This is a genomic window from Flavobacterium facile, assembly GCF_036321945.1.
GTDB lineage: Bacteria > Bacteroidota > Bacteroidia > Flavobacteriales > Flavobacteriaceae > Flavobacterium > Flavobacterium facile.
This window is the reverse complement of the sequence record NZ_JAZAYT010000025.1, coordinates 17,210-42,225: the sequence shown is the minus strand read 5'-3', so window position 1 is coordinate 42,225 and position 25,016 is coordinate 17,210. Positions and strand designations below refer to the sequence as shown.

Annotated in this window: 21 protein-coding genes and 1 tRNA gene; 12 read left to right on the top strand and 10 right to left on the bottom strand. The window is 31.8% G+C overall.

The window, feature by feature from the left end:
- Positions 1-40: 40 nt before the first annotated feature.
- The 4 genes from porL to topA all read right to left on the bottom strand — a co-directional run bounded on the left by porL (position 41) and on the right by topA (position 5,953).
- A complete protein-coding gene (gene porL / locus UEQ13_RS01625) occupies positions 41-676 on the bottom strand; it encodes a type IX secretion system motor protein PorL/GldL (RefSeq protein ID WP_329804608.1) in 636 nt (211 codons plus the stop codon).
- 55 nt (positions 677-731) lie between these two features.
- Positions 732-2,123, bottom strand: coding sequence for a T9SS ring complex lipoprotein PorK/GldK (gene porK, locus UEQ13_RS01620; RefSeq protein ID WP_329804607.1), 1,392 nt, complete (start codon positions 2,121-2,123; stop codon positions 732-734).
- Between the two features lie 135 nt (positions 2,124-2,258).
- Positions 2,259-3,401, bottom strand: coding sequence for a formimidoylglutamase (locus UEQ13_RS01615; protein WP_329804606.1), 1,143 nt, complete (start codon positions 3,399-3,401; stop codon positions 2,259-2,261).
- A 35-nt stretch (positions 3,402-3,436) separates the two neighbouring features.
- The gene (gene topA / locus UEQ13_RS01610; RefSeq protein ID WP_329804605.1) at positions 3,437-5,953 is read right to left on the bottom strand and encodes a type I DNA topoisomerase; all 2,517 of its coding nucleotides are present in this window, start codon (positions 5,951-5,953) and stop codon (positions 3,437-3,439) included.
- 218 nt (positions 5,954-6,171) lie between these two features.
- On the opposite strand from topA, the gene miaB reads away from it, so the two are divergent.
- The 8 genes from miaB to groL all read left to right on the top strand — a co-directional run bounded on the left by miaB (position 6,172) and on the right by groL (position 13,353).
- A complete protein-coding gene (gene miaB / locus UEQ13_RS01605; protein ID WP_329804604.1) occupies positions 6,172-7,626 on the top strand; it encodes a tRNA (N6-isopentenyl adenosine(37)-C2)-methylthiotransferase MiaB in 1,455 nt (484 codons plus the stop codon).
- Between the two features lie 39 nt (positions 7,627-7,665).
- A complete protein-coding gene (locus tag UEQ13_RS01600) occupies positions 7,666-8,037 on the top strand; it encodes a GxxExxY protein (RefSeq protein WP_329804603.1) in 372 nt (123 codons plus the stop codon).
- Between the two features lie 41 nt (positions 8,038-8,078).
- Positions 8,079-9,350, top strand: a complete 1,272-nt coding sequence (locus UEQ13_RS01595; protein ID WP_329804602.1) for a sigma-54 interaction domain-containing protein — start codon at positions 8,079-8,081, stop codon at positions 9,348-9,350.
- A gap of 92 nt (positions 9,351-9,442) precedes the next feature.
- Positions 9,443-9,946 (top strand): LptE family protein, encoded by a 504-nt coding sequence (locus UEQ13_RS01590; RefSeq protein WP_329804601.1) that lies wholly within the window; start codon positions 9,443-9,445, stop codon positions 9,944-9,946.
- A 58-nt stretch (positions 9,947-10,004) separates the two neighbouring features.
- Entirely contained in the window at positions 10,005-10,844 is an 840-nt protein-coding gene (locus UEQ13_RS01585) for a tetratricopeptide repeat protein (protein ID WP_329804600.1), read from the top strand.
- Positions 10,845-10,854: 10 nt separating this feature from the next.
- Positions 10,855-11,193 (top strand): preprotein translocase subunit SecG, encoded by a 339-nt coding sequence (gene secG / locus UEQ13_RS01580; RefSeq protein WP_329804599.1) that lies wholly within the window; start codon positions 10,855-10,857, stop codon positions 11,191-11,193.
- A gap of 136 nt (positions 11,194-11,329) precedes the next feature.
- Positions 11,330-11,605 (top strand): co-chaperone GroES, encoded by a 276-nt coding sequence (locus tag UEQ13_RS01575; RefSeq protein ID WP_329804598.1) that lies wholly within the window; start codon positions 11,330-11,332, stop codon positions 11,603-11,605.
- Positions 11,606-11,727: 122 nt separating this feature from the next.
- Positions 11,728-13,353, top strand: coding sequence for a chaperonin GroEL (gene groL / locus UEQ13_RS01570; protein ID WP_166130397.1), 1,626 nt, complete (start codon positions 11,728-11,730; stop codon positions 13,351-13,353).
- A gap of 91 nt (positions 13,354-13,444) precedes the next feature.
- On the opposite strand, the gene UEQ13_RS01565 is transcribed toward groL, so the two are convergent.
- The 6 genes from UEQ13_RS01565 to UEQ13_RS01540 form a co-directional block, all read right to left on the bottom strand.
- On the bottom strand, positions 13,445-14,197 hold the full coding sequence (locus tag UEQ13_RS01565) for a DUF2490 domain-containing protein (protein ID WP_329804597.1): 753 nt from the start codon (positions 14,195-14,197) through the stop codon (positions 13,445-13,447).
- Positions 14,198-14,306: 109 nt separating this feature from the next.
- Complete coding sequence (locus tag UEQ13_RS01560) at positions 14,307-15,071, bottom strand: DUF2490 domain-containing protein (protein WP_329804596.1); 765 nt, start codon at positions 15,069-15,071, stop codon at positions 14,307-14,309.
- 3 nt (positions 15,072-15,074) lie between these two features.
- Positions 15,075-16,682, bottom strand: a complete 1,608-nt coding sequence (locus UEQ13_RS01555; protein ID WP_329804595.1) for a SulP family inorganic anion transporter — start codon at positions 16,680-16,682, stop codon at positions 15,075-15,077.
- Positions 16,683-16,701: 19 nt separating this feature from the next.
- Positions 16,702-18,573 (bottom strand): proton-conducting transporter transmembrane domain-containing protein, encoded by a 1,872-nt coding sequence (locus tag UEQ13_RS01550; protein WP_329804594.1) that lies wholly within the window; start codon positions 18,571-18,573, stop codon positions 16,702-16,704.
- A gap of 1 nt (position 18,574) precedes the next feature.
- Positions 18,575-21,067, bottom strand: coding sequence for a YbcC family protein (locus tag UEQ13_RS01545; RefSeq protein WP_329804593.1), 2,493 nt, complete (start codon positions 21,065-21,067; stop codon positions 18,575-18,577).
- Between the two features lie 66 nt (positions 21,068-21,133).
- On the bottom strand, positions 21,134-21,517 hold the full coding sequence (locus UEQ13_RS01540; RefSeq protein WP_329804592.1) for a hypothetical protein: 384 nt from the start codon (positions 21,515-21,517) through the stop codon (positions 21,134-21,136).
- A 175-nt stretch (positions 21,518-21,692) separates the two neighbouring features.
- Between UEQ13_RS01540 and UEQ13_RS01535 the strand changes: the two genes are divergently transcribed.
- The 4 genes from UEQ13_RS01535 (at position 21,693) to UEQ13_RS01520 (ending at position 24,935) form a co-directional block, all read left to right on the top strand.
- Positions 21,693-21,765 (top strand) — tRNA-Met (locus UEQ13_RS01535).
- An 87-nt stretch (positions 21,766-21,852) separates the two neighbouring features.
- Complete coding sequence (locus tag UEQ13_RS01530; RefSeq protein ID WP_329804591.1) at positions 21,853-23,127, top strand: tyrosine-type recombinase/integrase; 1,275 nt, start codon at positions 21,853-21,855, stop codon at positions 23,125-23,127.
- An 88-nt stretch (positions 23,128-23,215) separates the two neighbouring features.
- Positions 23,216-24,100 carry a DUF488 domain-containing protein gene (locus UEQ13_RS01525; protein ID WP_329804590.1) on the top strand — a complete coding sequence of 295 codons (885 nt, stop codon included), beginning with the start codon at positions 23,216-23,218 and terminating at the stop codon, positions 24,098-24,100.
- Position 24,101: 1 nt separating this feature from the next.
- On the top strand, positions 24,102-24,935 hold the full coding sequence (locus UEQ13_RS01520) for a hypothetical protein (RefSeq protein ID WP_329804589.1): 834 nt from the start codon (positions 24,102-24,104) through the stop codon (positions 24,933-24,935).
- Positions 24,936-25,016: the final 81 nt, after the last annotated feature.

The window sequence follows — 25,016 nt, the reverse complement described above, 5'->3', positions numbered from 1 at the left end:
AGTTTAGTTAATTAAATTGTAATTTATTTGATAAAACTAATTATCCTTTGTTTTGCATTGCAGATAACATTCCACCATATACAGCGTTTAATGAAGAAATGTTAGAAGTCATTGATTGCATTTGTTGTTTTAATTTGTCTGCATTTTCTGCGATTTGTGCATTAGCATCAGCATTTTTCTGAGCTGCATGAACCTGAGCAGTATATAAGTTGTTTAATGCTTCTAACGAACTAGATGCTTTAACCATTTCTTCTGCATATTTCTTTTGCGAAGCCATAGCATCAACTGTAGGAGCGATTCCTTTAGCAGCACCTTCGAAATTTTTAATGCTATTTCCTAAGCTTGCCATTAATTCACCATCAATTTTAGCATCTTTTAATAAGTTGTCTAATTTTTGAGATAATAAACCTTGAGCTTCAGCTGGATTTTCTTTTTTCAATGATTTTGGTTTTGCATCTTCACCTGCTAATTCAGGATAAACTAAAGACCAGTCTAAATCTTTTTCAACAGGTTCAAAAGCTGATAATGCAAAAATTAATGCTTCAGTTAATAAACCAACAATTAACATCGGTCCTGCACCAGGCCAGTGTTGAATTTTGAAAAGTGCTCCAACGATTACTACTGCTGCTCCCATTCCGTAAAGGAAACCCATTGCTTTTTTGCTTAAAATTGCCATAATTTAAATTTTAGTTAGTTAAGTATAATTAATTAGTTAAGTTAATTCTTGTTTATTATTTTGGTTTGTTACCAGTTGCATCAGTTCCCATGTAATCTTGTACTGTTCTGAAACCGATATAACTTCTAGCTGAATCAGCATATTCGAAATCACGAGTTGAAACTTGTAAGAAGAAAGCAACGTCTTTCCAAGATCCACCACGAACTACTTTTCTTTGATTTTTTGGATCTGCAACGTTTGGATTCATAGTTGAAACGAATTCATAAGCTCCAGCGTCATAAGCAGTTTCTGTCCATTCAGATACGTTACCAGCCATGTTGTATAAATTGAAATCATTTGGCTCGTACGATTTAGCTTCAACAGTATATAATGCACCATCTGCAGCGTAATCTCCTCTGTTTGGTTTGAAGTTAGCTAAGAAACATCCTCTGTCGTTTTTAGCATAAGGACCACCCCATGGGTAAGTTCCTGATTCAATTCCACCTCTAGCAGCATATTCCCATTCTGCTTCAGTTGGTAAACGGAAAGAGTTTACTTGGTCTCTACCTTTTTGTTTTTTAACATAAGAGTTTTTGTACATTGTTCTCCAAGCGCAAAACGCTTTAGCTTGTTTCCATGAAACTCCAACTACTGGATATTCTCCATAAGCTTGGTGCCAAAAATAATCATTGTGCATTGGTTCGTTGTACGAGTAAGCGAAATCTTTAATCCAAGCAGTCGTATCTGGATAAATTTCTAAAGGTGGTGCATCTTCATAGAAGTTTTTACGACCTTTTTTCTTTACTGCTTTATTTAAATCAACTTGATTGTATTTGAATTTTAATTTACTTACATCAATCGTCTTTAACCCATTAAACGATTCTGATTCAGGTAAATACATAGAATCCATTACTTCTACATAATCCGCATCTGGATATTTTGCAGTTTCAGTAATTAATTTTACTTTTTTGTTAGTTTTTCTATTTGCATATGGATCTGTATCAGTTCCAACGCTATAATAGTTTTCATACATATATTTGTCATATGCTGTCATTTTTTCTGGATCAGTATCAGCAAATCCATAGTCACCTATGCTTCCACCACCTTTTCCGCTTCTTCCGCCTTCTGCTGGTTTTGCACCTGCTTCTTCTGCTTGGATAGCTAATCTTGTTCTAATAGTTGAATCTTTCACCCATTCTACGAATTGACGGTATTCACTATTTGTAATTTCCGTTTCATCCATGTAAAACGAACGAACTGTTACAGTCTTAGTTGGAGCATCTTGAATATTGGCAACGTCATCATCTGACTTACCCATTATAAAAGAACCTCCAGGTATAAGTGACATACCAAATGGCTTTTCAGAAAACCACTTCTTGCCTTTAACTCCTACCAGCTCACCTTTATCGCCTTTACCACAGCTTGTAAATAAAGCTAATGCTGCCGATAATACTAAAAACTTTTTCATATTAATTGGGTTATAAAATTTTATTTTATTTTAGGGTTCAAACCTATCTATTTATTTTGACATATACAATAGCAATCTCAAAAAAAACTAAAAAAAGTGTATTTTATCGATAAATACTATACTTTCAACGATAAATTAATAACTTTTTTTGTGCGCTTTCCACCATCTTTCAGGAATTTCAGCATTACAAGCAGCTATATAGTCGTCATTTGTACAAGGTAATAACGTTTTTTTAACACTTTTATTGTATATTGTATTATAATTTATTTCCATCCACCATCTTTCAGATCTGTTACTTTTGTAAAAAATTAATTCTTCATCTTCAGCCAAAACAATATATCTGTTGTAATTTGTTTTCTCTTCAAATGGGTATTCATAACTTCTTAAATGATAACCTTCAATAAAATACCAAACAATTTGAGAAATTAATTCGTTTTCGTTTTTAGCAAAGAACTGATTAAATATCCCAAATGCACTAACTTTGTCACTTATTCCAGCGTATCTTGCTAAAGCACAAATTTCTCTTCCGTCAAAACCGTTAGGATTAAATTCAGTTGTGTTTCCAGAATCAGATGATTTTACAGATTTTAAATCTAAACTAATTAAATCTGCGTCTCTAAATATGGGTTCTACTATTGCTGGATTCTTAATGATTTCTCCTAGTCGATAGGTGTCAAAATATAATTTTTCAATTAAATCGATTTCTTCCTGAGAAGTATAATAAGTTTGGTACCCCACACTGCTGAAATTGTACAGATTGTTTGGTTCTTCTACTATTATTCTTGATAAATAGGAATCAGATTGCAATTTTTCTTCTTTAGCAAAATCGAATTTATTATCGATAGCCACCAGATTAACCATTTGGTCTAAATTATCGAATGAACGATACATGGCATAGGTCAAATCTTGAGACCCACCAATTATCAAAGGTATAATTTTTTGTTTAATTAAATCCGCGCAAATGGATTTTAACACAAAATAGGTGTCACTCGTTTCATTTCCAATTAATGCATCACCCAAATCTGCAATACCTTTGTTCCAATTACCTGGATATAAACTGTATAGGGTCTTTCTTAAGTTATTGAAATTGTAGTTTTCATTTTCTAAATCGGCCCCTCTATTTTCGTTTACACAAATAATTGCAATTGAAATATTTTCTAAATTAGGATAGTCAGTTTCTGTATGCATTACAACCTTTTTACCTAATGTTTGATTAGATAAATTTTCTGCAAATTTCTGAATTTCTTCCGATACAGGTTGTAAATATTCGAATATCATATTTTTTTGATTGTTTTATTTAAATTGCGAAAATATTATTTCTTTTTTGCAACTGCTTTTTTAGCCGGAGCTTTTTTAGCCGGAGCTTTTTTGGCTGCTGTTTTTTTAGCTGGAGATTTTTTTTCAATCATCTCTTTAACTTCTTCCAAAGTTAATTTAGTAGCATCAATATCTTTACTTAATTCAATTTTTATTTTTCCTTTTGTAATAACTGATCTTCCCCAACGTGCTTTTTCCACTTTGATGCCTTCATCTGTCCAATTATGAAGCACTTTGTCGATATCCTTTTGTTGTTTATCTTCAATTAATTCGTTAATATCTGCTTGAGATAAATTATCGAAATTGTATTTTTTATTTACATTTATGAAAATTCCATTCCATTTTAAGAAAGGTCCAAAACGACCTACACCTTTTTGAACAGGTAAATTGTCATACGTAGCAATTGGAGCATCTGCTTTTGTTTTTTCATCGATTAATTCGATAGCTCTGTCCATTGTAACATCTAATGGCTCTTCGCCTTTTGCTAAAGAAATAAATTGTGTTCCGAACTTCACATAAGGTCCGAAACGTCCGTTGTTGACTTCAATTTCTTCTCCTTCGTACGTTCCTAAAGATTTTGGTAATAAAAATAAATTTAAAACTTCTTCTAAAGTAATGGTACTTAAATTTTGCTCCGCTCTTAAACTTGCAAATTGTTTTACTTCATCATCTATTGCACCAATTTGCGCCATCGCACCATATTTTCCTAAACGAACCGAAACTGGTTTTCCAGATTTAGGATCTGTTCCTAAAATACGTTCTCCAGATTCACGTTCTGCAGTTGTTTCTACTTTGGTTACAATTGGATGGAAATGATTGTAAAAATTACTCATCATTTTATGCCAATCTTCATTTCCAGCAGCAATTTCATCGAAATCTTGTTCCACTTTTGCTGTGAAATTATAATCTAAAATGGTTTCGAAGTTTTTCACTAAGAAATCGGTCACAATTCCTCCAATATCTGTTGGAACTAATTTTCCTTTATCCGAACCAGAATTTTCTTTTAAAGTTTGCGATTTAATCTCGTTTGCAATTAAAGTCAATTGTTCGTATTTTCTTTCTGCTCCTTCAAAACTACCTTTTTCAACATAGTTTCTATTGATAATGGTAGAAATAGTTGGCGCGTAGGTTGAGGGACGACCAATTCCTAATTCTTCTAATTTTTTTACTAAAGAAGCTTCTGTATATCTACTTGCTGGTCGGGTAAAACGTTCCGTTGCAGCAATGAATTTATTGTTTAGTTTTTCGTTTACTTTTAAAGCAGGTAACATGCCTTCTTGTTCTTCTTCATCGTCATCATTTCCTTCCAAGTACACTTTTAAGAAACCATCAAATTTGATTACTTCGCCTGTTGCAGAAAAATATTCATTATGCGTATTTGCAGAAATTTTCACATTCGTACGTTCCAATTCTGCATCACTCATTTGAGAAGCTAAAGTACGTTTCCAAATTAAATCGTATAAACGCGCTTGGTCTCTATCAATATCAACGGTGTGGCGACTCATGTCCGTCGGACGAATAGCCTCGTGCGCTTCTTGAGCACCTTTCGATTTTGTGTTGTAATTTCTTGGTTTACTGTATTCTTTTCCGTAATACGAAGTGATTTCTGCTTCTGCCGCAGCCATGGCATCTTGAGAAAGGTTTACACTATCCGTTCTCATATACGTAATTAAACCGGCTTCGTATAAACGTTGTGCAATTTGCATGGTAATTCCAACAGGTAAATACAATTTACGAGCAGCTTCTTGTTGTAAAGTAGAAGTCGTAAAGGGTGCTGTTGGTGATTTTTTAGTTGGTTTTGTTTCTAAATCGGCAACTTTAAAATCGGCTTTTATGTTTTTTTCTAAAAAAGCTTGCGCTTCTTCTTTCGTATTGAAATTCTTGTTTAGTTTCGCTTTTACTGTTTTTCCAGCTTCGTTAGTAAATTCAGCACTGATGGAATAACTTGCAACCGCTTTAAAATTCTGAATTTCTCTTTCACGCTCCACAATTAATCGAACTGAAACCGATTGTACACGTCCAGCAGATAAGCCTCCTTTTACTTTCTTCCAAAGAACTGGTGATAATTCATAACCTACTAAACGGTCTAAAACTCTACGAGCTTGTTGTGCGTTTACTAAATTATAATTAATATCTCTCGGATTTTCAATCGCTTTTAAAATGGCAGTTTTTGTAATTTCGTGGAAAACAATACGTTTTGTTTTGGCAGGATCTAATTTTAATTCTTCTGCTAAATGCCAAGAAATAGCCTCACCCTCGCGATCCTCATCGGAAGCTAGCCAAACCATATCTGCTTTTTTAGATAAGTCTTTTAGTTTTTTTACTAATGCTTTTTTATCTGGAGAAACCTCATATTTAGGTTTGAAGTTGTCGTTCACATCTACACCAATTTCCTTTGAAGGTAAATCTGCAATATGCCCGTAACTAGATTCTACTTGGTAATCTGTTCCTAAAAATTTTTCTATGGTTTTCGCCTTTGCAGGTGACTCCACGATAACTAAGTTCTTCGCCATTTTCATTTATTTGATTTGGCAAAAGTATATTTTTTTTTTGATTAATATATATAGGTGTAGTTTTTTTGATTTTTTTAGTTTTTTGTATACGCGAAGAAATTTTAAAATATTTTGTTAAACTGATGCTGACAATTTGGCAGATAGTAAAATTTAGTACTATCTTTGCTGACTGAATTTTCGAAAGAATAGTTTTCGAAAATAAAATTATAATACTGGTTATGGAAGAAAAGGTTATAGAAGAAAGCAAACAAGGAACCTCGATGGTTTTGGAAACAAAAAAAGAAAACCAAAAAAAGTTATTTATAGAAAGTTATGGTTGTCAAATGAACTTCGCGGATAGTGAAGTTGTGGCTTCTATTTTGGCAAATGAAGGATATAATACTACACAAGTTTTAGAAGAAGCCGATTTGGTTTTGGTAAATACTTGTTCGATTAGAGATAAAGCAGAAGTAACCGTTCGTAAGCGATTACAAGTATATAATGCCATTAAACGAGATATTAACCCGAAAATGAAGGTTGGAGTTTTAGGATGTATGGCAGAACGTTTAAAAGAAAAGTTTTTAGACGAAGAAAAAATTGTAGATATGGTTGTAGGACCAGATGCTTACAAAGATATTCCAAATTTATTAAAGGATGTTGAAGACGGTCGTGATGCGATAAATGTAATTCTTTCCAAAGAAGAAACCTATGCAGATATTTCTCCAGTACGTTTAAGCAGCAATGGAATTACGGCGTTTGTATCGATAACTCGTGGTTGCGATAATATGTGTACGTTTTGCGTAGTGCCTTTTACTCGTGGTCGTGAGCGTAGTCGTGAACCAGAAAGTATCATTGAAGAAATTGCCGATTTATGGAGTAAAGGTTTTAAAGAAGTAACTTTATTAGGTCAGAATGTAGACAGTTACCTTTGGTATGGTGGCGGTTTGAAAAAAGATTTCGAAAAAGCCAGCGAAATGCAAAAAGCAACTTCAGTAGATTTTGCTCAATTGTTAGACAGATGTGCAACACAATTTCCAAAAATGCGTTTCCGTTTCTCTACTTCAAACCCACAAGATATGCATCTTGAAGTGATTGAAGTTATGGCAAAACATCATAACATCTGTAATTACATTCACTTACCCGTTCAAAGTGGAAGTACCAGAATTTTAAAAGAAATGAATCGCCAACATACTCGTGAAGAATATATTACGTTGGTTGATACTATTTATAAATTGATTCCAGATATTACTTTATCACAAGATATTATTGCTGGTTTCCCAACAGAAACAGAAGAAGATCATCAAGATACCTTAAGTTTATTAGAATATGTACGATACGATTTCGGATTTATGTTCTCATATTCGGAAAGACCAGGAACTTTAGCAGCCAGAAAAATGGAAGATGATATTCCTGAAGAAGTAAAAAAACGTCGTTTACAAGAAATTATCGAAGTACAACAACGTATTGCTTTAGAACGTACACAACGTTTTGTGGGGCAAACTGTTGAAGTTTTGGTAGAAAAAGATTCTAAACGTTCAGACAAACAATGGAGTGGAAGAAATTCACAAAGTACTGTGGTGGTTTTTCCAAAAGAAAATTATAAACCAGGAGATTTCGTACTAGTTAAAATAACGGATTGTACAAGTGGAACCTTAATTGGGGAAGCGGTTGGATATTCAGAAATTATGAATTAGTAGTAGCCACGGATTAAATGATTTTCACAGATTATATATATGGAATTATATAGAGAAAAAGAAACTTATAAAATTATAGGAATTTGTATGGATGTTCATAATTATCTTGGTCAAGGCTTGTTAGAAGTGATTTATAAAGATGCACTTGAAATTGAGTTTAAAGAAAATAACATACAATTTGAAAGAGAAAAAGAGTTTTTAATTGAATATAAAGGTAAAATTTTACAGCATAAATTTTATGCTGACTTTATTGTTAATGAAGATATTATTTTAGAAGTTAAGGCAGTAAAAGAATTTTCTAATGAACATAAAGCGCAAGTTTTAAATTATATGAAATTAGCAAAATCAGAAGTAGGATTATTAGTGAATTTTCAGACAAAATCTTTACAACATAGTAGATTTGTATTATAAAATCTGTGAAAATCCTTTAATCCGTGGCAAAATAAATAAAAATGGAATCAGTTCAAAACATAAAACAACGCTTTGAGATTATTGGAAACGATCCAAAACTCAATCGTGCCGTAGAAAAAGCCATTCAGGTTGCGCCGACAGATATTTCTGTATTGGTAACTGGAGAAAGTGGTGTGGGAAAAGAAAGTATTCCTAAAATCATTCATTCGTTATCGCACAGAAAACACGGAAAATACATTGCGGTAAATTGTGGTGCTATTCCAGAAGGCACGATTGATTCGGAACTTTTCGGACATGAAAAAGGTTCGTTTACGGGCGCAACAGGAACTCGAGAAGGGTATTTTGAAGTAGCTGATGGCGGAACTATTTTTTTAGATGAAGTTGGAGAATTACCATTAACAACTCAAGTTCGATTATTGCGTGTTTTAGAAAATGGTGAATTTATTAAAGTAGGTTCTTCGCAAGTACAAAAAACAAATGTTCGAATTGTAGCAGCCACTAACGTGAACATGTTAGATGCGATTGAAAAAGGGAAATTCCGTGAAGATTTATATTACCGATTAAGCACTGTCGAAATTAATTTACCTGCTTTACGCGAAAGAAAAGAAGATATTCATTTGTTGTTTCGCAAGTTTGCAGCTGATTTCGCTCATAAATATAAAATGCCTCCGATTAAATTATCGGACGATGCGGTGAATTATTTAATGCATTATCGCTGGAGTGGAAATATCCGACAATTGAGAAATTCTGCGGAACAAATTTCGGTTTTAGAAGCTAATAGAGATATTTCTTTAGCAGCTTTAAAATCGTATTTACCAAGTGCGGAAAGTAATTCATTACAAGTAGTTGGTGAGAAAAAAAGCACTTCAGATTTCAGTAACGAACGCGAAATTTTATATAAAGTTTTGTTCGATATGAAAAGCGATTTAACCGATTTGAAAAAGCTAACCTTAGAGCTAATGCAAAACGGAACAGCAAAAGTTCAAGAAAACAATAAATCGTTGATTCAAAAAATTTATGGCAATTCTGATGAAAAAAATACTATTTTTGAACAAGAATCGAAAATCAAAGTGTTACCTGAAGAAGAGGAAATAGAACAAGAAGAATTTGACGATGATGATGACGATTTCAACAATAATTACTTGTATGCGGAAACTATAGATGAGTCGGAAACGTTGAGTTTAGAAGCGAAAGAAATAGAATTAATTAAAAAATCGTTAGAAAAAAATAAAGGAAAAAGAAAAGCCGCCGCTGACGAATTAGGTATTTCTGAACGTACTTTATACAGAAAAATTAAACAATTTGATTTGTAAAATAATGAAATAGCCATAAACAAAGCGTTTGCTTGCAAACACAGATATAAAAGCTATACCATATGTCCTAAAAAAAACAATAATATCCGCATATGAAATTAAAGATAAAAATAATTGCAATTTTAACCTTGTTTACACTTGTTGGTTGTAATGTGAAATATAACTTTACCGGAACAGGAAAAATAAATGCTAAAACTTTTCAAGTAAATTATTTTACAAATAATGCTGAAATTGTGGAAGTTGGAATCGAAAGAACTTTTACACAAAAATTGCAAAACACTATTTTAAATCAAACCAATTTGAATTTAGTAAGTTCTGGTGGCGATTTGTTATATGAAGGTGAAATTGTAGAATATCGTATCACGCCAATGTCGGCCAATGCGGATCAACAATCTTCACAAAATAGAATGACAATTACTATTAATGTTAGATATTCAAGTAAAAACACAGAAGAAGATAATTTTGAAAAACGCTTTTCATTTTATTATGACTATCCAGCAAATCAATTACCTTCTTCCGTTTTAAGCGCTGCTTTAGACGTGATTTACGAAAGAATAACTCAAGATATCTTTAATGAATCTTTAGCAAAATGGTAATTTAATTTCAAAATTTCATACCTTACTCTTTTTACTTTTTACTTGGCTCTTTACAAAAATGAACACAAACGATTATATCAACTTACTCAATAATTCTAAGGCTATTAACGACAAGCAAACGTTAATACTAGAAACTATTGTGCAAGAATTTCCTTTTTATCAGAGCGCTCGTGCTTTGTATTTAAAAGGATTGTATAATCAGGAAAGTTTCAGATATAATTACGAATTAAAGAAAACAGCAGCTCACACAACAGATAGAAGTGTGTTGTTCGATTTTGTTACTTCTGATGATTTTAAAATTTTCCAACAAGAGGTTTACGATAAATACCAAGCCGAAATTCAGAATATCATTGTAGCCGATTTTGAATTGGTTCAAGTAGAAGAAGGATTGAATATTGATTTGAATTCGATTTCAACCGGTCAAAAAAATATTCGTTCTGAATTTGTTGCAAAGGAAGAACCAATATCGTCAAACGAAAAGGTAGAAGCTGAATTGCAAATCGGAAAACCATTACATTTCGAAAAAAACGAAACACATTCCTTTTCAGAATGGTTGCAATTGTCGAAAATTTCCCCAATTGTCCGTGAAGAAGAAGAAAAACAACTTGAAGTGTCTTCAGAATTAGAAAAAAAATTCGACTTAATTGAAAAATTTATCGAACTAAATCCGAAAATTCCTCAAGCAAAAGATACTACGTCAATACCAGCAAATGTTGCTAAAAGCAATGAAATGCCTTCGTCAATTATGACGGAAACGTTAGCGCAAATTTATCTCGAACAAAAAAAATATACGAAAGCCATACAAGCTTATGATATTTTAATTTTGAAATATCCAGAAAAAAGTAGTTTCTTTGCAGACCGAATAAAAAATATAAAAATTTTACAACAAAATAATTAATACAGAAGTTATGTCATTTACAATTTTTTTAGCATTAATCATCATCGTATGTTTCTTATTAATCTTAACTATTATGGTTCAGAATCCTAAGAGTGGAGGTTTATCTTCATCTTTTGGTGGTGGTGGTCAAATGGGAGGTGTTCAAAAAACTACCGACTTTTTAGAAAAAACAACTTGGGTTTTAGGAGGTTCATTAATCTTGTTAATCTTATTATCAACTTTAAGTTTCAACGGAAGTACAGGTGGCTCTAAATTAGTAGATGAAAATGCTGCGCCAGCAATCGTTAAAGATGCTCCAGCTAAACCAGCTACAACTCCTGCTGCAAAACCAGTAGATTCTGCAAAATAATATTTTGCTATTCATATTATAAAATGCCAGCCTGTCAGTGCTGGCTTTTTTATTTATGTAAATTTGTCAAAAATTGCGTTTGGCACAATTTCTGAAAGAATCAAACCGAAAATAATCTAAACATATACCTATTATTATGGCATTAAATATTAAACCTATTGCAGACAGAGTTGTTATTGAACCTTCTGCTGCAGAAACAACTACTGCATCAGGAATTATTATTCCAGATACTGCGAAAGAAAAACCTCAAAAAGGAACTGTAGTTGCTGTTGGAACTGGTAAAACAGATTATACAATGACAGTGAAAGTTGGCGATACTGTTTTATACGGTAAATATGCAGGAACAGAATTAAAATACGAAGGTAAAGATTACCTAATTATGCGTGAAGACGAAATTTACGCAATATTATAAACGTTTTATTTCAGGTTTCAAGTTGCAAACTTTAATTTCTGAAAAAACTATTTATTAAAATTGATTTATGGGTTGTTAACTTTAAACAAAAACAACCTTAAACTTTAAACAAAAAAAATACAATGGCAAAAGATATAAAATTTGATATAGAAGCTCGTGACGGTTTAAAACGTGGAGTAGATGCATTAGCAAACGCAGTAAAAGTAACCTTAGGACCAAAAGGTAGAAATGTAATTATTTCAAAATCATTTGGAGGACCGACTGTAACTAAAGACGGAGTTTCTGTAGCAAAAGAAATTGAATTAGCAGATCCATTAGAAAATATGGGTGCGCAAATGGTAAAAGAAGTAGCTTCAAAAACGAATGATTTAGCTGGAGATGGAACTACAACTGCAACTGTTTTAGCTCAAGCCATCGTAAAAGAAGGTTTGAAAAACGTTGCCGCTGGAGCGAATCCAATGGATTTAAAACGTGGAATCGATAAAGCAGTAGAAGCAATTGTTGCTGATTTAGCAAAACAAACACAATCAGTTGGTGATTCTTCTGAAAAAATTAAACAAGTTGCTTCAATTTCTGCTAACAATGACGAAACGATTGGTGACTTAATCGCTAAAGCTTTCACGAAAGTAGGAAAAGAAGGTGTTATCACTGTTGAAGAAGCAAAAGGAACAGATACTTACGTAGATGTTGTAGAAGGAATGCAATTTGACAGAGGATATTTATCTCCATATTTTGTTACGGATGCTGACAAAATGGTAGCAGAATTAAGTAATCCTTATGTGTTATTATACGATAAAAAAATCTCTAACTTACAAGAGTTATTGCCAATTTTAGAGCCAGTTGCACAATCTAGTCGTCCATTATTAATTATTGCAGAAGATGTGGACGGACAAGCGTTAGCGACTTTAGTAGTAAACAAATTACGTGGTGGATTAAAAATTGCTGCTGTAAAAGCTCCAGGATTTGGTGACAGAAGAAAAGCCATGTTAGAAGACATTGCAATTTTAACTGGTGGAACTGTAATTGCTGAAGAAAGCGGGTATTCATTAGAAAATACAACTTTAGAAATGTTAGGTACTGCTGAAACAATTTCTATCGATAAAGATAATACAACTATCGTAAACGGTGCTGGTGAAGCGGACTTAATTAAAGGTCGTGTAAACCAAATTAAAGCACAAATGGAAACATCAACTTCAGATTACGATAAAGAAAAGTTACAAGAACGTTTGGCTAAATTAGCTGGTGGAGTTGCTGTATTGTATGTTGGTGCGGCTTCTGAAGTAGAAATGAAAGAGAAAAAAGACAGAGTAGACGATGCGTTACACGCGACTCGTGCTGCTGTGGAAGAAGGAATTGTTGCTGGTGGTGGTGTGGCTTTAGTGAGAGCTAAAAATGCTTTAGAAAATTTAAAAGCTGAAAATGCTGACGAAGCAACAGGAATTCAAATTATAAACAAAGCAATCGAATCTCCATTACGTACAATTGTTGAAAATGCTGGCGGAGAAGGTTCTGTAGTAATTGCAAAAGTAATTGATGGTTCAGGTGATTTCGGATTCAATGCAAAAACAGGAGAATACGTTCAAATGTTAGCGGCTGGAATTATCGATCCGAAAAAAGTAACTCGTGTGGCTTTAGAAAATGCAGCTTCTGTTGCAGGTATGATTTTAACTACAGAATGTGCTTTAATCGAAATTAAAGAAGATGCAGGTCCAAGTCCAATGGGCGGAGGAATGCCAGGAATGATGTAGTCTAATTTTAGATTTACGATTTTAGATTTACGAAGTATAAAAAAACCGTCCCGATTTTATCAGGACGGTTTTTTGTTTTTTAGAAACTTTATTACTTCTTCGAATTCGTATAATCTAAATTATGGGTAATGCTCATGGAAACATTATGATTCATTGTGTTGTTTCCTATACTTGGAGTTATCAAATGATTTAAATAGCCAACTTCAAGTCGGATTGTATTTTCGTAATTAATTCCGAAACCTATTAAAAGTCTGTTTTGGTCGAAGAAATTTGCATTTACTTTATTGTCTCCTAAATTGAAAAAGAATTCGTCTTGTAAAATGGCGTAGGCTTTATTTCGGTCATTATTAAATGTAAATAAATGAAATAAATTTCGGTTCAAATACCTCAATCGGTTTTGATAATTGGTGGCTTCAACTATAACTTGATCATCACTATTTAAAACAATATTGTCAACAAAACGCTGTTCTAAACGAAAACGATGCGACATTACATTTTTATTTTCAAACCAGTTGTGATTGTATTGAATTTGTTCCCAAGTTCGGTTTTCGGTAAAAAAATCATTTAAGGATTGCTTGTAGGTTTTAATCAATCCGTAACCAGCACTCAATGTAATTTTATTGTTTAAATAATACATACCGCCAATTCGGAATAAGTTCTGTCTGTTTTGCTCAAAATTAGCATCGCCACGCCATTGTACTTCAATATGAGTACCAAACTTGTTGGTAAGTTTATATTGTCCTGTATAGGCGACCCAAACGGCTTGACCATGAATTGTTTTTTGTGCAAATGTTACTGAAAACATAAAGAACAAGACAAATACTATTTTGTGTTTTAAATTCATTTTTAAATTTTATCCTATAAATGTAAGGCTTATAATTAAATATATGAGCATAAAAAATCCGTCAAGAAATGAATCAAGACGGATTTTTCGCATTATAACTAAACTCTATTTATTCTTTTTTGCTGAAATCTAAATTCGTTATATACGATATTCTAATAGTTGGATTACTTTCTTGTAAAGTATTGGTGTAATTCCAAATGTTTTGATGGATATAACTTAGTTGAATTTGTTGGTTTTTATCAATATTATATCCTAAACCTCCAATAATTCTGTTCTGATTAAAAAAGGTTTTTCCAGCGTTTGAACCCAAATTAAAAAAGGCTTCATCGCCCAGAATTCCGAATAATTTGACTTTATCTTCCTTTTTCGTTATAGTATAATTTATCAAAAACATATATCGCAATCTGTTTCGGTAATCGTATCGATCAATTGAATAATCTGATCCGTTTTTAATTGGAATGCCTACAAATCTAAATTCATCTCTCAAACGATGTGTGAATTTAAATTTTCCTTTCGTGTGTACAAACGTTCCTTGAATCCAAACATGATCTTCAGGAATATCTGTTTTGTTTAAAGCCGGACTTCCATATACATATGTGTTGTAGTGCGAATAACCAATGCTACCATTGAATTTTTTAGTAAATTGATAATCAAAAGAGGGTCTCACAAAATATTGTTGTTTTTCTGAAACTCCGTTTGCATATCGCATGGTAGCTTCTAATGTAAACGATAATTTTTTGGTTAACATGTTTTTTCCAACATAATGAAACCAAACATCGTTGTTGCTTGTTTTTGTCTGTGCACTAGAACTATTTGGCAACAGAATTCCTAGTAGCCCAACTAGAGCTACTAAGAAATGACTATATCTTTTCATTTGTTAATTAATAAAATTTAAATTTTTTCTTGAAGATTTTGGATGTTCTGAAAAAGCCGTATGATTTTCTAATCCTTTAATGGTAACTTTTCCTCCATTAGATTCATAATCATGAATGAAATGTTCTAAGTTTTCCATAACTGTATTGTCTACAATCTTAGTCTTTTTTAAATCGATAGTAACATTAAATCCGTATGGAATTTCTTCTAATTTTCTTTTAATTCCTAAGAAATTTGTAAAAATTGCAGCTTTACTAATCGTAACTAAATACTCATTTCCTTCGAAAGCTACTTCTGTAGGCGCTTTAAAGAATGATGAAATTGGAGTTCCATGTAATAAGTGGATAATCATGTTTAAAATCATACCAGCAGCGATACCGACTAATAAATCTTCAAATAAAGTAAAGAAAATAGTTACTAAAAATATAGCTAATTGTTCTTTTCCAATTTCAAATGTATGAATGAATTCTTTTGGATGCGCTAATTTTATTCCAACCGTAACTAACATGGCTGCTAATGCGGCATTTGGAATCATTTCTAATAATGGGGAAGCGACTAATAAAAAGGCTAAAATGAAAAAACCATGAAAGAAATTTGCCCAACGCGTTTTTCCACCATTGTTCACATTTGAAGAACTACGAGCTACTTCTGCAATCATTGGTAAACCACCTAAAAAAGCAGCGAAAACATTTCCAATTCCAACCGCAATTAAATCTTTATTAGCGTTCGATTTTCTTTTGAAAGGATCCGTTAAGTCAATAGCTTTTACGGTTAATAAACTTTCTAAAGTTCCAACCAAAGCAAACATAATTACGAATTTAATAAACGTTCCTGTTTGTGAAATTCCTTCAAAACTAGCATTGAAATTAATATTGTCTACTAAATTTCCAATTTTTACCAAAGAATAAGCAGGTTCTGTATGTGCAAAATCCATATATAATTCAGCTGGAATAGCGAATAATAAAACTACAAGCGGCGCTGGAAACATTTTGATGTACTTGTTTTTGATGTATGGCCAACCTAACATAATGGCTAAACTCACCACACCAATAATAGTCGCTTTATAGTCTAAATTCATAATGAAATTCGGAATGTTAGCTAATAATTCTAAAGGACCTTTTCCTTTTGCCAATGCTGGATTGTCATTTAATAATACCGGAATTTGTTTCGCAATAATAATGATTCCAATGGCGGCTAACATACCATGAATTGCTGAAAGTGGAAAGAAATCGGCAAGTTTTCCTAGTTTTAAAACACCAAATAAAATTTGAACAAAACCCGCAATTACCATGGCACCTAAGGCTAATTTCCAACCTAAAATTGGATCGCCTTTTCCAAATTCTGCTACAGCACTAGCTACAATTACAATTAATCCAGCAGCTGGTCCTTTTATAGTTAAACGTGAACCAGAAATTAAACTGACTAATAAACCACCAATAATGGCAGTAATTAATCCCATAATTGGTGGGAATTCTGATGCTTTAGCAATTCCTAAACTTAAAGGAAGCGCTAATAAAAATACGATAAAACCAGATATGGCATCTGATGAGAAATTTTCTTTTAATCCCGCAATTCCGTCTGCAGGGATGAATTTTTTTATTTTTGAGTTCATATAAATGAATGTGTTTTAATTAAGATGATTTATAAGGTAATTCGTGATAGGTTTTAATGTGTGTTCCTAAGAAAAGTCTGGTGTAAATTCTAACGCCAGCTATTCCGGAAACCACAAAACTACTTGCCACTAAAAAAGCTAAAACTACTTGGTTACTTTCAATATGGCTAAACAATAAATCTTCGCCAATAAAAGTGGAAGTAATTGGAAAACCTGTAACGCCAAGTGCTGCTAATAAGAAAAAGAAAGCAAATTTTGGATGTTCATATACGTGTCCAGAATGTTGACTTAATAAAATTCTCTTTTCCATTGTTTTTAATTTCAATAAAGCGATATAACCAATAGTTCCCGCTATTACAATTCCTGTGATATAAAGAGATATTTCGTAATAACTTACTTTTTCGTTAAACAAAATGGCTAACACAATCCAGAAATGGTTAAAAACAATTAGTAACCAAGCTACAAACGGACTTTTTCTTTCTGAAAAGGCTTTGAATACGAATATTAATCCAATCGCAGCGAAAATTTCAGGTAAATAATTCGTCACGTAACTTGGAATGGAATTTTTGTAATACAAAGTGATGCTTCCAACTAAATACGTGCTTAAAAACAAGAAGAATAGTTTTCTTAAGTTTAAGAAATTTAATTTGTTACCAATCGTATTTAAAGGATTCCAAAGGAAAATTCTAATTATTTTTTCCAAGTGAAATTCGTTTAAACTTAATACATATAAAGCATTTTCTAATTTTTTAGGAAGGATGCTTTTGCTTACTTGTTTAGGTACGAAATTGTAAAATTGTTCTCGGATTAAATAACTTACCACAGATGGTGAAACCAATAATTGATAAGTTCTTAAAAACGCATTTCCAGCGATATGAAATAAAGCTAATGTTTCGAATCCTAACGCAATTTCAATAAATATCAATCCAATTTGAGAAATCGAACTATAAGCAATTTGACTTTTTACAGAGGATTGTACTCTAGCAATTAAAGTGGTAATGATACTTGTAGTGAATCCCATTACGCCAATAGCAATTCGCATAGACGTTTGGTGTTCCCAGAATGGCATCGTACGTAACATTAAAAAAGCACCTAAATGTACCGAAAGGGAACCATAAAAAATAGCACTTGATGGCGTAGGACCTTCCATAGCTCTTGGTAACCAAGAAGAAAAGGGCACTTGAGCAGATTTTACTGCAGCCGCACACGCCAAACATAAGGCAATAAACGAACCAATTAAGGTGTGATTTTGTAAATGTTCGTTGACCAATTCGTAATTGTGCAGTCGGATAAAAGTGATGTTTTCATGAAACAAATGATGACTTGCCCACATCGCTAAAATAATTCCAACATCACCAATTCTGTATATTGAAAATACTCGGAAAGCATTTTTCACAGGTAAATAACGTTCTCTGTAAAAGCCAATTAGTAAAAATGATGAAATTCCGATAATTTCCCAACCGATAAATAAGGTTTCAAAATTCCCTGATAAAATGGCTAAATTATATCCAAAAAAGAAGAATAAAACAGTAATAAAAAAACGTTTGTATCCTTTTTCTCGATGTAAATAATAGCGACTATATGTTGTTATCATTGAGGTTAATAAAGCACCAATGAATAAATAAACAGCTGTTACTTTGTCGAAATAAAAATCTATAAAGAAGTCGTAGTCATTTGTTTTGACTAAAGAAACTTCGAATAAATTTAAATCTTTGCTACCGTTAATTATCCAATAGGAAATAAAAACGCATAAGACTAAAAACTGAACAAAAACGGTTGTAAATGCCGTCCAAGATAGCCAAGACTCTTTCTTTTCAGGAATAAAAAAACTAATCAAAAATCCTACTATAGGAATAATGATAAATACTAATAAAAATTCATTTGTCATCATCTTATTTTATTAGAGTTATGTTTAAATTTTCCGAACTCGTTATCGCATATTCCAAAGAATTATCGATAGTTTGTATGTTATAAGAAACAGGTTTGTACTTTTCAAATTCACCATTCACAAAACGGTATAGTTCTTTAGTTTCTGGATGTAAGGCAACTAAATTCACCCAATTATTGATAAACCATTCGTAAGTTGCAGGAGATTTTGTTATGGCATATTTTACAATTTCAGGAAAATGTTCTACTACAATTAATAATCGTAATGGATCGTGAACTTCAATCATTTGACTAGGTAAACCTGGTCGTAAATCGCCATCAATTCCATTCGCAACTCCAATTAATCCCATAACATTATGAGGTAATTTGGAACCCGCACCAAGTTTATGATTGTCGACTCTAGAAAAGTAATATTCTAAATTAATTCCACCACCAACTGGGGCAACGGCATTTAAAATTCCGGCTAAATAATCGCCTTTTGGGTCAACTTTATAATCAAAAGAATTCATAAACGAACGTCTGTCTAAAAACACATGGTCCGAAACACTTCTTCTTCCAACAATACACATGGCATTTGTTGCATGATTTAATTCAGGTCGAGGTTCAAATAGTGAAACCGAACGATTTTTTATTTTCTCATGTACTTTTGAAATGCTTTCGCTAGAATTTATGGTATCAAATCGTCTAGAGCGTTCTTTGGCATTATTGGCTAAGGCATTTGTGAATGTTTTGCTGTTTTCTTTATGTGAAAAAGTATTTACTACAGAAAGTAATTCTTCATCGTAAAAAACAATTTCATCTCTAGTGGTATCATGTAAAGCGGGCAGAAACTGAGTTTCAGCTGGAATAACAATGCCTCTTTCAGCCAAAATTTCACGAACTTTTACATGATTGGCAGCGAAGCTTAATACTTTCGCATTCACACTACTTGGTCTTCCGCTACACGCACCGCAATCGTAACCGGCAAAATGGGTATTGTTTACGCTTGTTGCACCGTGGCCAACCACATACACAAGAGGTGCAAAGTTTTCCACTAAACCAATACTTTTTAAAATACCTTCCACTCGGTTTGCCATTTCTTCCACTGAAAAACCAACTTGTAAACCTTCAATAGTTTCCTTTGGGTTGGTGTTTTCAATAACTAATTGCGATTTCTTGTTCAAATGTTTAAAAGAAGAAGAAGTGGCTGGTGACATGCTCGGTTTAAAAATATTTAAAAACAATTTAAACGCTGAGGTGTACCCTAAAGTTTGAGAAATAAGCCAGCCAAATACTAAAGAATGCGATTTTTTATGGTAATGATAATCTTTAGCGCTTTTCTTTTTTCTTGGCAACTCTTTAATTAAAAATTTTGGAGTGACAGGTGCTGGACATAATTTGGTAAAGAATTTTCCATTTATAGGTTGATAGAAAAATTCGAAATTAAAAAACGCAGCAGTTCCAAACGTTTTTGCATTAGGCTCTAAAGCTTCAACATGTCTACGTAATGAACATTCTCTGTCGTCCATACAAAAGAAAGCTTGAAATTTTGTAGTTTCTTTTGACGTTTTTACACTTGTTTTATGTTGTAAACCTGTTAAGGCTTGGTTGTAAAAGGTCCATTCAAAAGCTTCTTGCCAAATGGAAAGCACTTCAAAATATTCAGAATAAGGAGATTGAGAAAATAAATTTTCGGCATCAAAAGTGATTTTAGAAATAAGTGGTTCCCAGTTTTCACCAAATTTTTTATCTAATGCATCAATTTCTAAAAGTAATTCGAAAGTAATAAGTTCTTTTAAAGTTATTTTTCTTTCATCTAAAAGTGAAGTGGGATTGCTTTCTAAAGTTGCAATCATACCGCTCCAACCTGGATGAGAAAATTGTTGATCAAAGAGATAATTTTCAAAATACAAACCTTCTCCAACTAAAATTTGAAGTAATTTATAAATAGAAGTGTCTTCTTCTAGTAATTTCTTAGCTCTTGCCGTTGAAAAAATACTAAAAACACCATTTTTATCTAATTCTTTTATGGAAGCTAAAAACCCGTCTTTATGAACTGGAAATGTCCAAACTGAAATACCTTGATCTAAATAACTACATAAGATTCTGAAAAGAATACCGTGTGTAGATTTGTCTAAGTTTATGGCGTATTTTTCTTTCCAAAGACTTCTAAGTTTTCCAATCTTAGGATGAATGGCTTCGTCGTAATTTTTTTGTAAAACATTTTCTTTCCAAGTTGAAAAGTGGTCTTCTCCTTTTTTCTGATAAATAATTTTATCTAGAATTTCTGAGTTTATTTGGTTGTTTTTTAGCTTGTTTCTGAAATCAGAAAGCGGTAAAAACGTTTTATAACCAAATATTTCAGATGATTCTTGTAAGGCAGTAAAGAAGTCTTTGTCCTGAAAAGCATGTAATGTGTTATGATGCACAAAGTCTTTCAACGGATTTTGTGCGGGTAGAAAATGCGAAAGTTTGTGAAGAGTTGCTTCTTCCACAAATCGCAATGAAGTTAAATTCATTATATTCTAAATTAAGTTAATAACAATGTGAATTTGCTTAATTAGCAAATGGTTGTAACTATTGTTTTAACTTAGGTGGTGTTTCCAATTACAGAATAAATCGTACAGAGGTGTGCTTTTTTGTAGGAGGCAAAAAGAGGTTTTGTTATAAAGTTTTTGATTTTCGGTAACAGAAGAAGTGAAAGTTTCCGAATTAGATATGAAAGTAAGCCAATCAAATTCAAAGTCGTTTTCCAGTTCTGATTCTTCGTAATAGAAATCGGAAAAATCGTTGCTTTCTTCAATTTCATGATAGAAAGAAAGTGCTTTTAAGGTATTTTTTTCAGATTGAACATAACTTGTTTCCTCGTTTATTTCAATTGAAGTAGTTGTTATTCCTGTTGCATAAGATAGTATCAATCCTAATAGTGGAGTGATAAACAATAGTTTATGGAATATTTTTTTAAGCACTGATGTGTTTTTTTTAACAATACAAATGTACTTGTTTTTTAGTTACAACAAAATAATTTAATATTTTTTTAAGTTTTACTTGCCAGAACCAAAAATGGTTGTATATTTGCACTCGAATTAAGGAAGAGATTTTCTTATTAGTTCTTAGAATTGACAAATTGATTTAAACATATATCGCGGGATAGAGCAGTAGGCAGCTCGTCGGGCTCATAACCCGAAGGTCACAGGTTCGAGTCCTGTTCCCGCTACTAAATTAGAAAAGCTTGTAAAGCTAGAAAAAAAAAGGTTTTGAATACTTTCAAAGCCTTTTTTTTATGTCCAAAATTCTTCATATCTTGGCATCAGTAAACGAAACAGTAAACGTTTTTGAATTGAAGCCTAAAAGAAAATATACCGAACCTAAAATTTATACTGGTGGCATTGAGGTGTCAAAATGGTCTAAATATTCTAATGACGAAAAAGAAAAAGCATTAAAGAAACAATGGTTTGTTTATTTTTCTTATCGTAACCCTAAAACAGATTTATTAGAAAAGCAATCTTTTATTAAGGGTGGCGTAAATCATTATAAAACTAAAGAAGAACGATTAGAAATTTTAGAAACCTACAGAAGAAACTTATCAAGGATTTTAAAGGACGGTTATAACCCATACGAGTCCGAAGACGATGTGAAAACTGAAATTATGTCTGTAAAGGACGCATTTGCTTTTGGATTGAATTTAAAAAAGAGTGCGATGAATGATAATTCGTTTATTCGTTTTAAATCTAGAATCAAACGTTTTGAAGTTTATTTAGAAAGTAAAGGTTTTACTCATAGATTTATTACTTCCGTCGATAAGCGTGTAGTGATGGATTATTTAAATCAAGTCTTAGATACTTCTAGTCCAAGAAATAGAAATAACACTAGAACGGATATTCGAACTATGTTTCAACTTTTTGAGGATAATGATATTATTCCTTTAAACTTTGTTTCTAAATTGAAACTATTAAAAGCTCCTCCAAAAAGAAACAAGAGTTATTCAGAAAATAAGTTAGAGTTCATTTATGAATATCTACAAAAGAACGATCCTAATTTGTTATTATTTATCAAGTTTGTTTCTTATAACTTTTTACGGCCAATTGAAGTTTGTCGTTTGAAAGTTGAAGATATTAACTTTAAAGAACAAACGTTGACTGTTAAAGCTAAAAACAAATTAGTTAAAGAAAAAATCATTCCAAATATCTTGATGGAAGAATTAGCTTTTTTATCAAAGTACAGTCCATCAGATTTTATTTTTACTCCAAAAGGGGAACCATCAAATTGGGAAGCTACTGATGATAATAGAAGAGATTATTTCACAAAGAAATTCAAAGAAGTGAAAGATTTATTTACTAAGAAAGCCAAAGATGGTGATAAAGACTATTTTGCTTTAGGGAGTGAATATGGAATTTATTCTTTTAGACATACTTTCATTACAAAAATTTATCGTGAAATGCGAAAAACGCTAACTCCATTTGAAACGAAAAGCAGGTTAATGTTAATTACTGGTCATGATACAATGGTAGCTTTAGAGAAGTACTTAAGAGATATAGATGCAGAATTACCTGAGGATTATAGTGATTTGATAAAGTGATGTTTATTTTATAATTAGATATTATTATTATTTAAATTAAAGTAAATGATAAAGTGAAATTATGATTGTAAATTCTTAATTTCGCAAAATGTTTTATAGAAGAAAAATTATTTTAGCGTTAATACAATTGTTGGGTGGTGAATTAGAAAAGCTGCGTATACAAAAGTTGTTGTTTTTATATAGTCAGAAGAAGAAAAATCCTGAATATGAATTTATTCCATACAAATTTGGCTGTTATTCTTTTTCTGCAAATGCAGATTTAGTTACAATGGTCAAGAATGGAAGTTTGTCTGAAAACGAATATTTTTTTATTAAAGACTCAAGTGAAGATTATTTAAAGACTTTAAAAGTTGAAGATAAAAAGATAATTCAAGAAGTAGTACAGTTATATGGTAGTATGGATCGAAATCAATTAATTAAACACACTTATATTAATTTTCCTTATTATGCAATAAATAGTACCATTGCGGAGAAAGTGTTAGATAATGTTCAAATTAACAAAGTAAATTCTTTAAAAGTAAAATTAAAGGAAAGTATTTTATATACAATAGGTTATGAAGGAGTTTCTTTAGAGAAATATTTAAATAAATTAGTTCAAAATCAAATCAAGTTATTAGTTGATGTAAGAAAGAATCCATTAAGTATGAAATTTGGATTTAGTAAGACTTTATTGAAAAAATATTGTGAAAGTTTAGGTATTGAATATATACATATTCCAGAAGTAGGTATAGATTCTAATCAAAGACAAGAATTAAATACTCAAGAGGATTATGATGCTTTATTTGATGTTTATAAGAAAACAACATTGGAGGTAACTTTGAGTTATCAAGAAAAAATCATAACATTACTAGAAAAATATAATCGTATTGCTCTAACTTGTTTTGAAGCAGAAATTTGTCAATGTCACCGCAAACCATTATCTGAATCAATAAAGAGCAATCCTAAATTTAATTATGAACTAAAACACATATAAAATGGCTAAAACTAAAGTACTTATCACTGTGAAAACATATCCGACTATTTCAGGTAAGTATGATGAATTAGTTTGTACAGCTGGTTTTTTGGAAGATGGGTCTTGGATTAGAATATATCCAATCCCTTTTAGGAAAAAATCATACGAGGAGCAATTTAAGAAATATGATTGGATAGAAATTGATTTAGTTAAAAACAGAAGTGATTTTCGTAGTGAAAGTTTTAGACCTTATTCAATAGATAGTGAAATAAAAATTTTAGGGCATCTAGACACAGGTAAAGATAGATCTTGGTCAGATAGAAAAAAAATTGCATTAAATAGAGTTCATACAAATATGACTGATTTAATTGCAGAGGCTAAAAATAAAAACATTTGTACTTCTTTAGCGGTTTTTAAGCCAACCAAAATTCTTGGTTTTACTGCAGAAAATGCTGAAAGAGAATGGGATAAGAAAAAAATTGATAGATTGAAAGCAAATAGAGATCAAACCAATATGTTTGAATATGAACATCCAGAAAATCCTTTCGAAGTTGTTCAAAAACTACCTTATACATTTAAATTTAAATTTGAAGATTGTAATGGAAAGATTAGTAATATGATGATTGAAGATTGGGAAACTGGCCAACTATTTTGGAATAGTTTAGCCCGCCATGAAGGTAATGAGGCCAAAGCAATCGAGGATGTTAAAAATAAATATTTCGAGGATTTTGCTAAAACAAAAGATTTGCATTTTTATTTAGGTACATCACAATTATTTCACTACACTTCACATAATCCATTTATGATAATTGGTACTTTTCATCCAAAAGTTGAAACACAATTAAGTTTGTTCTAAAAAAAAATCTAAATCAACCTCACTCGATTTTTGAAATAAGCGCTTGTTAGCAATTACATTTGAGGTTAAAAGTTTTTGTTA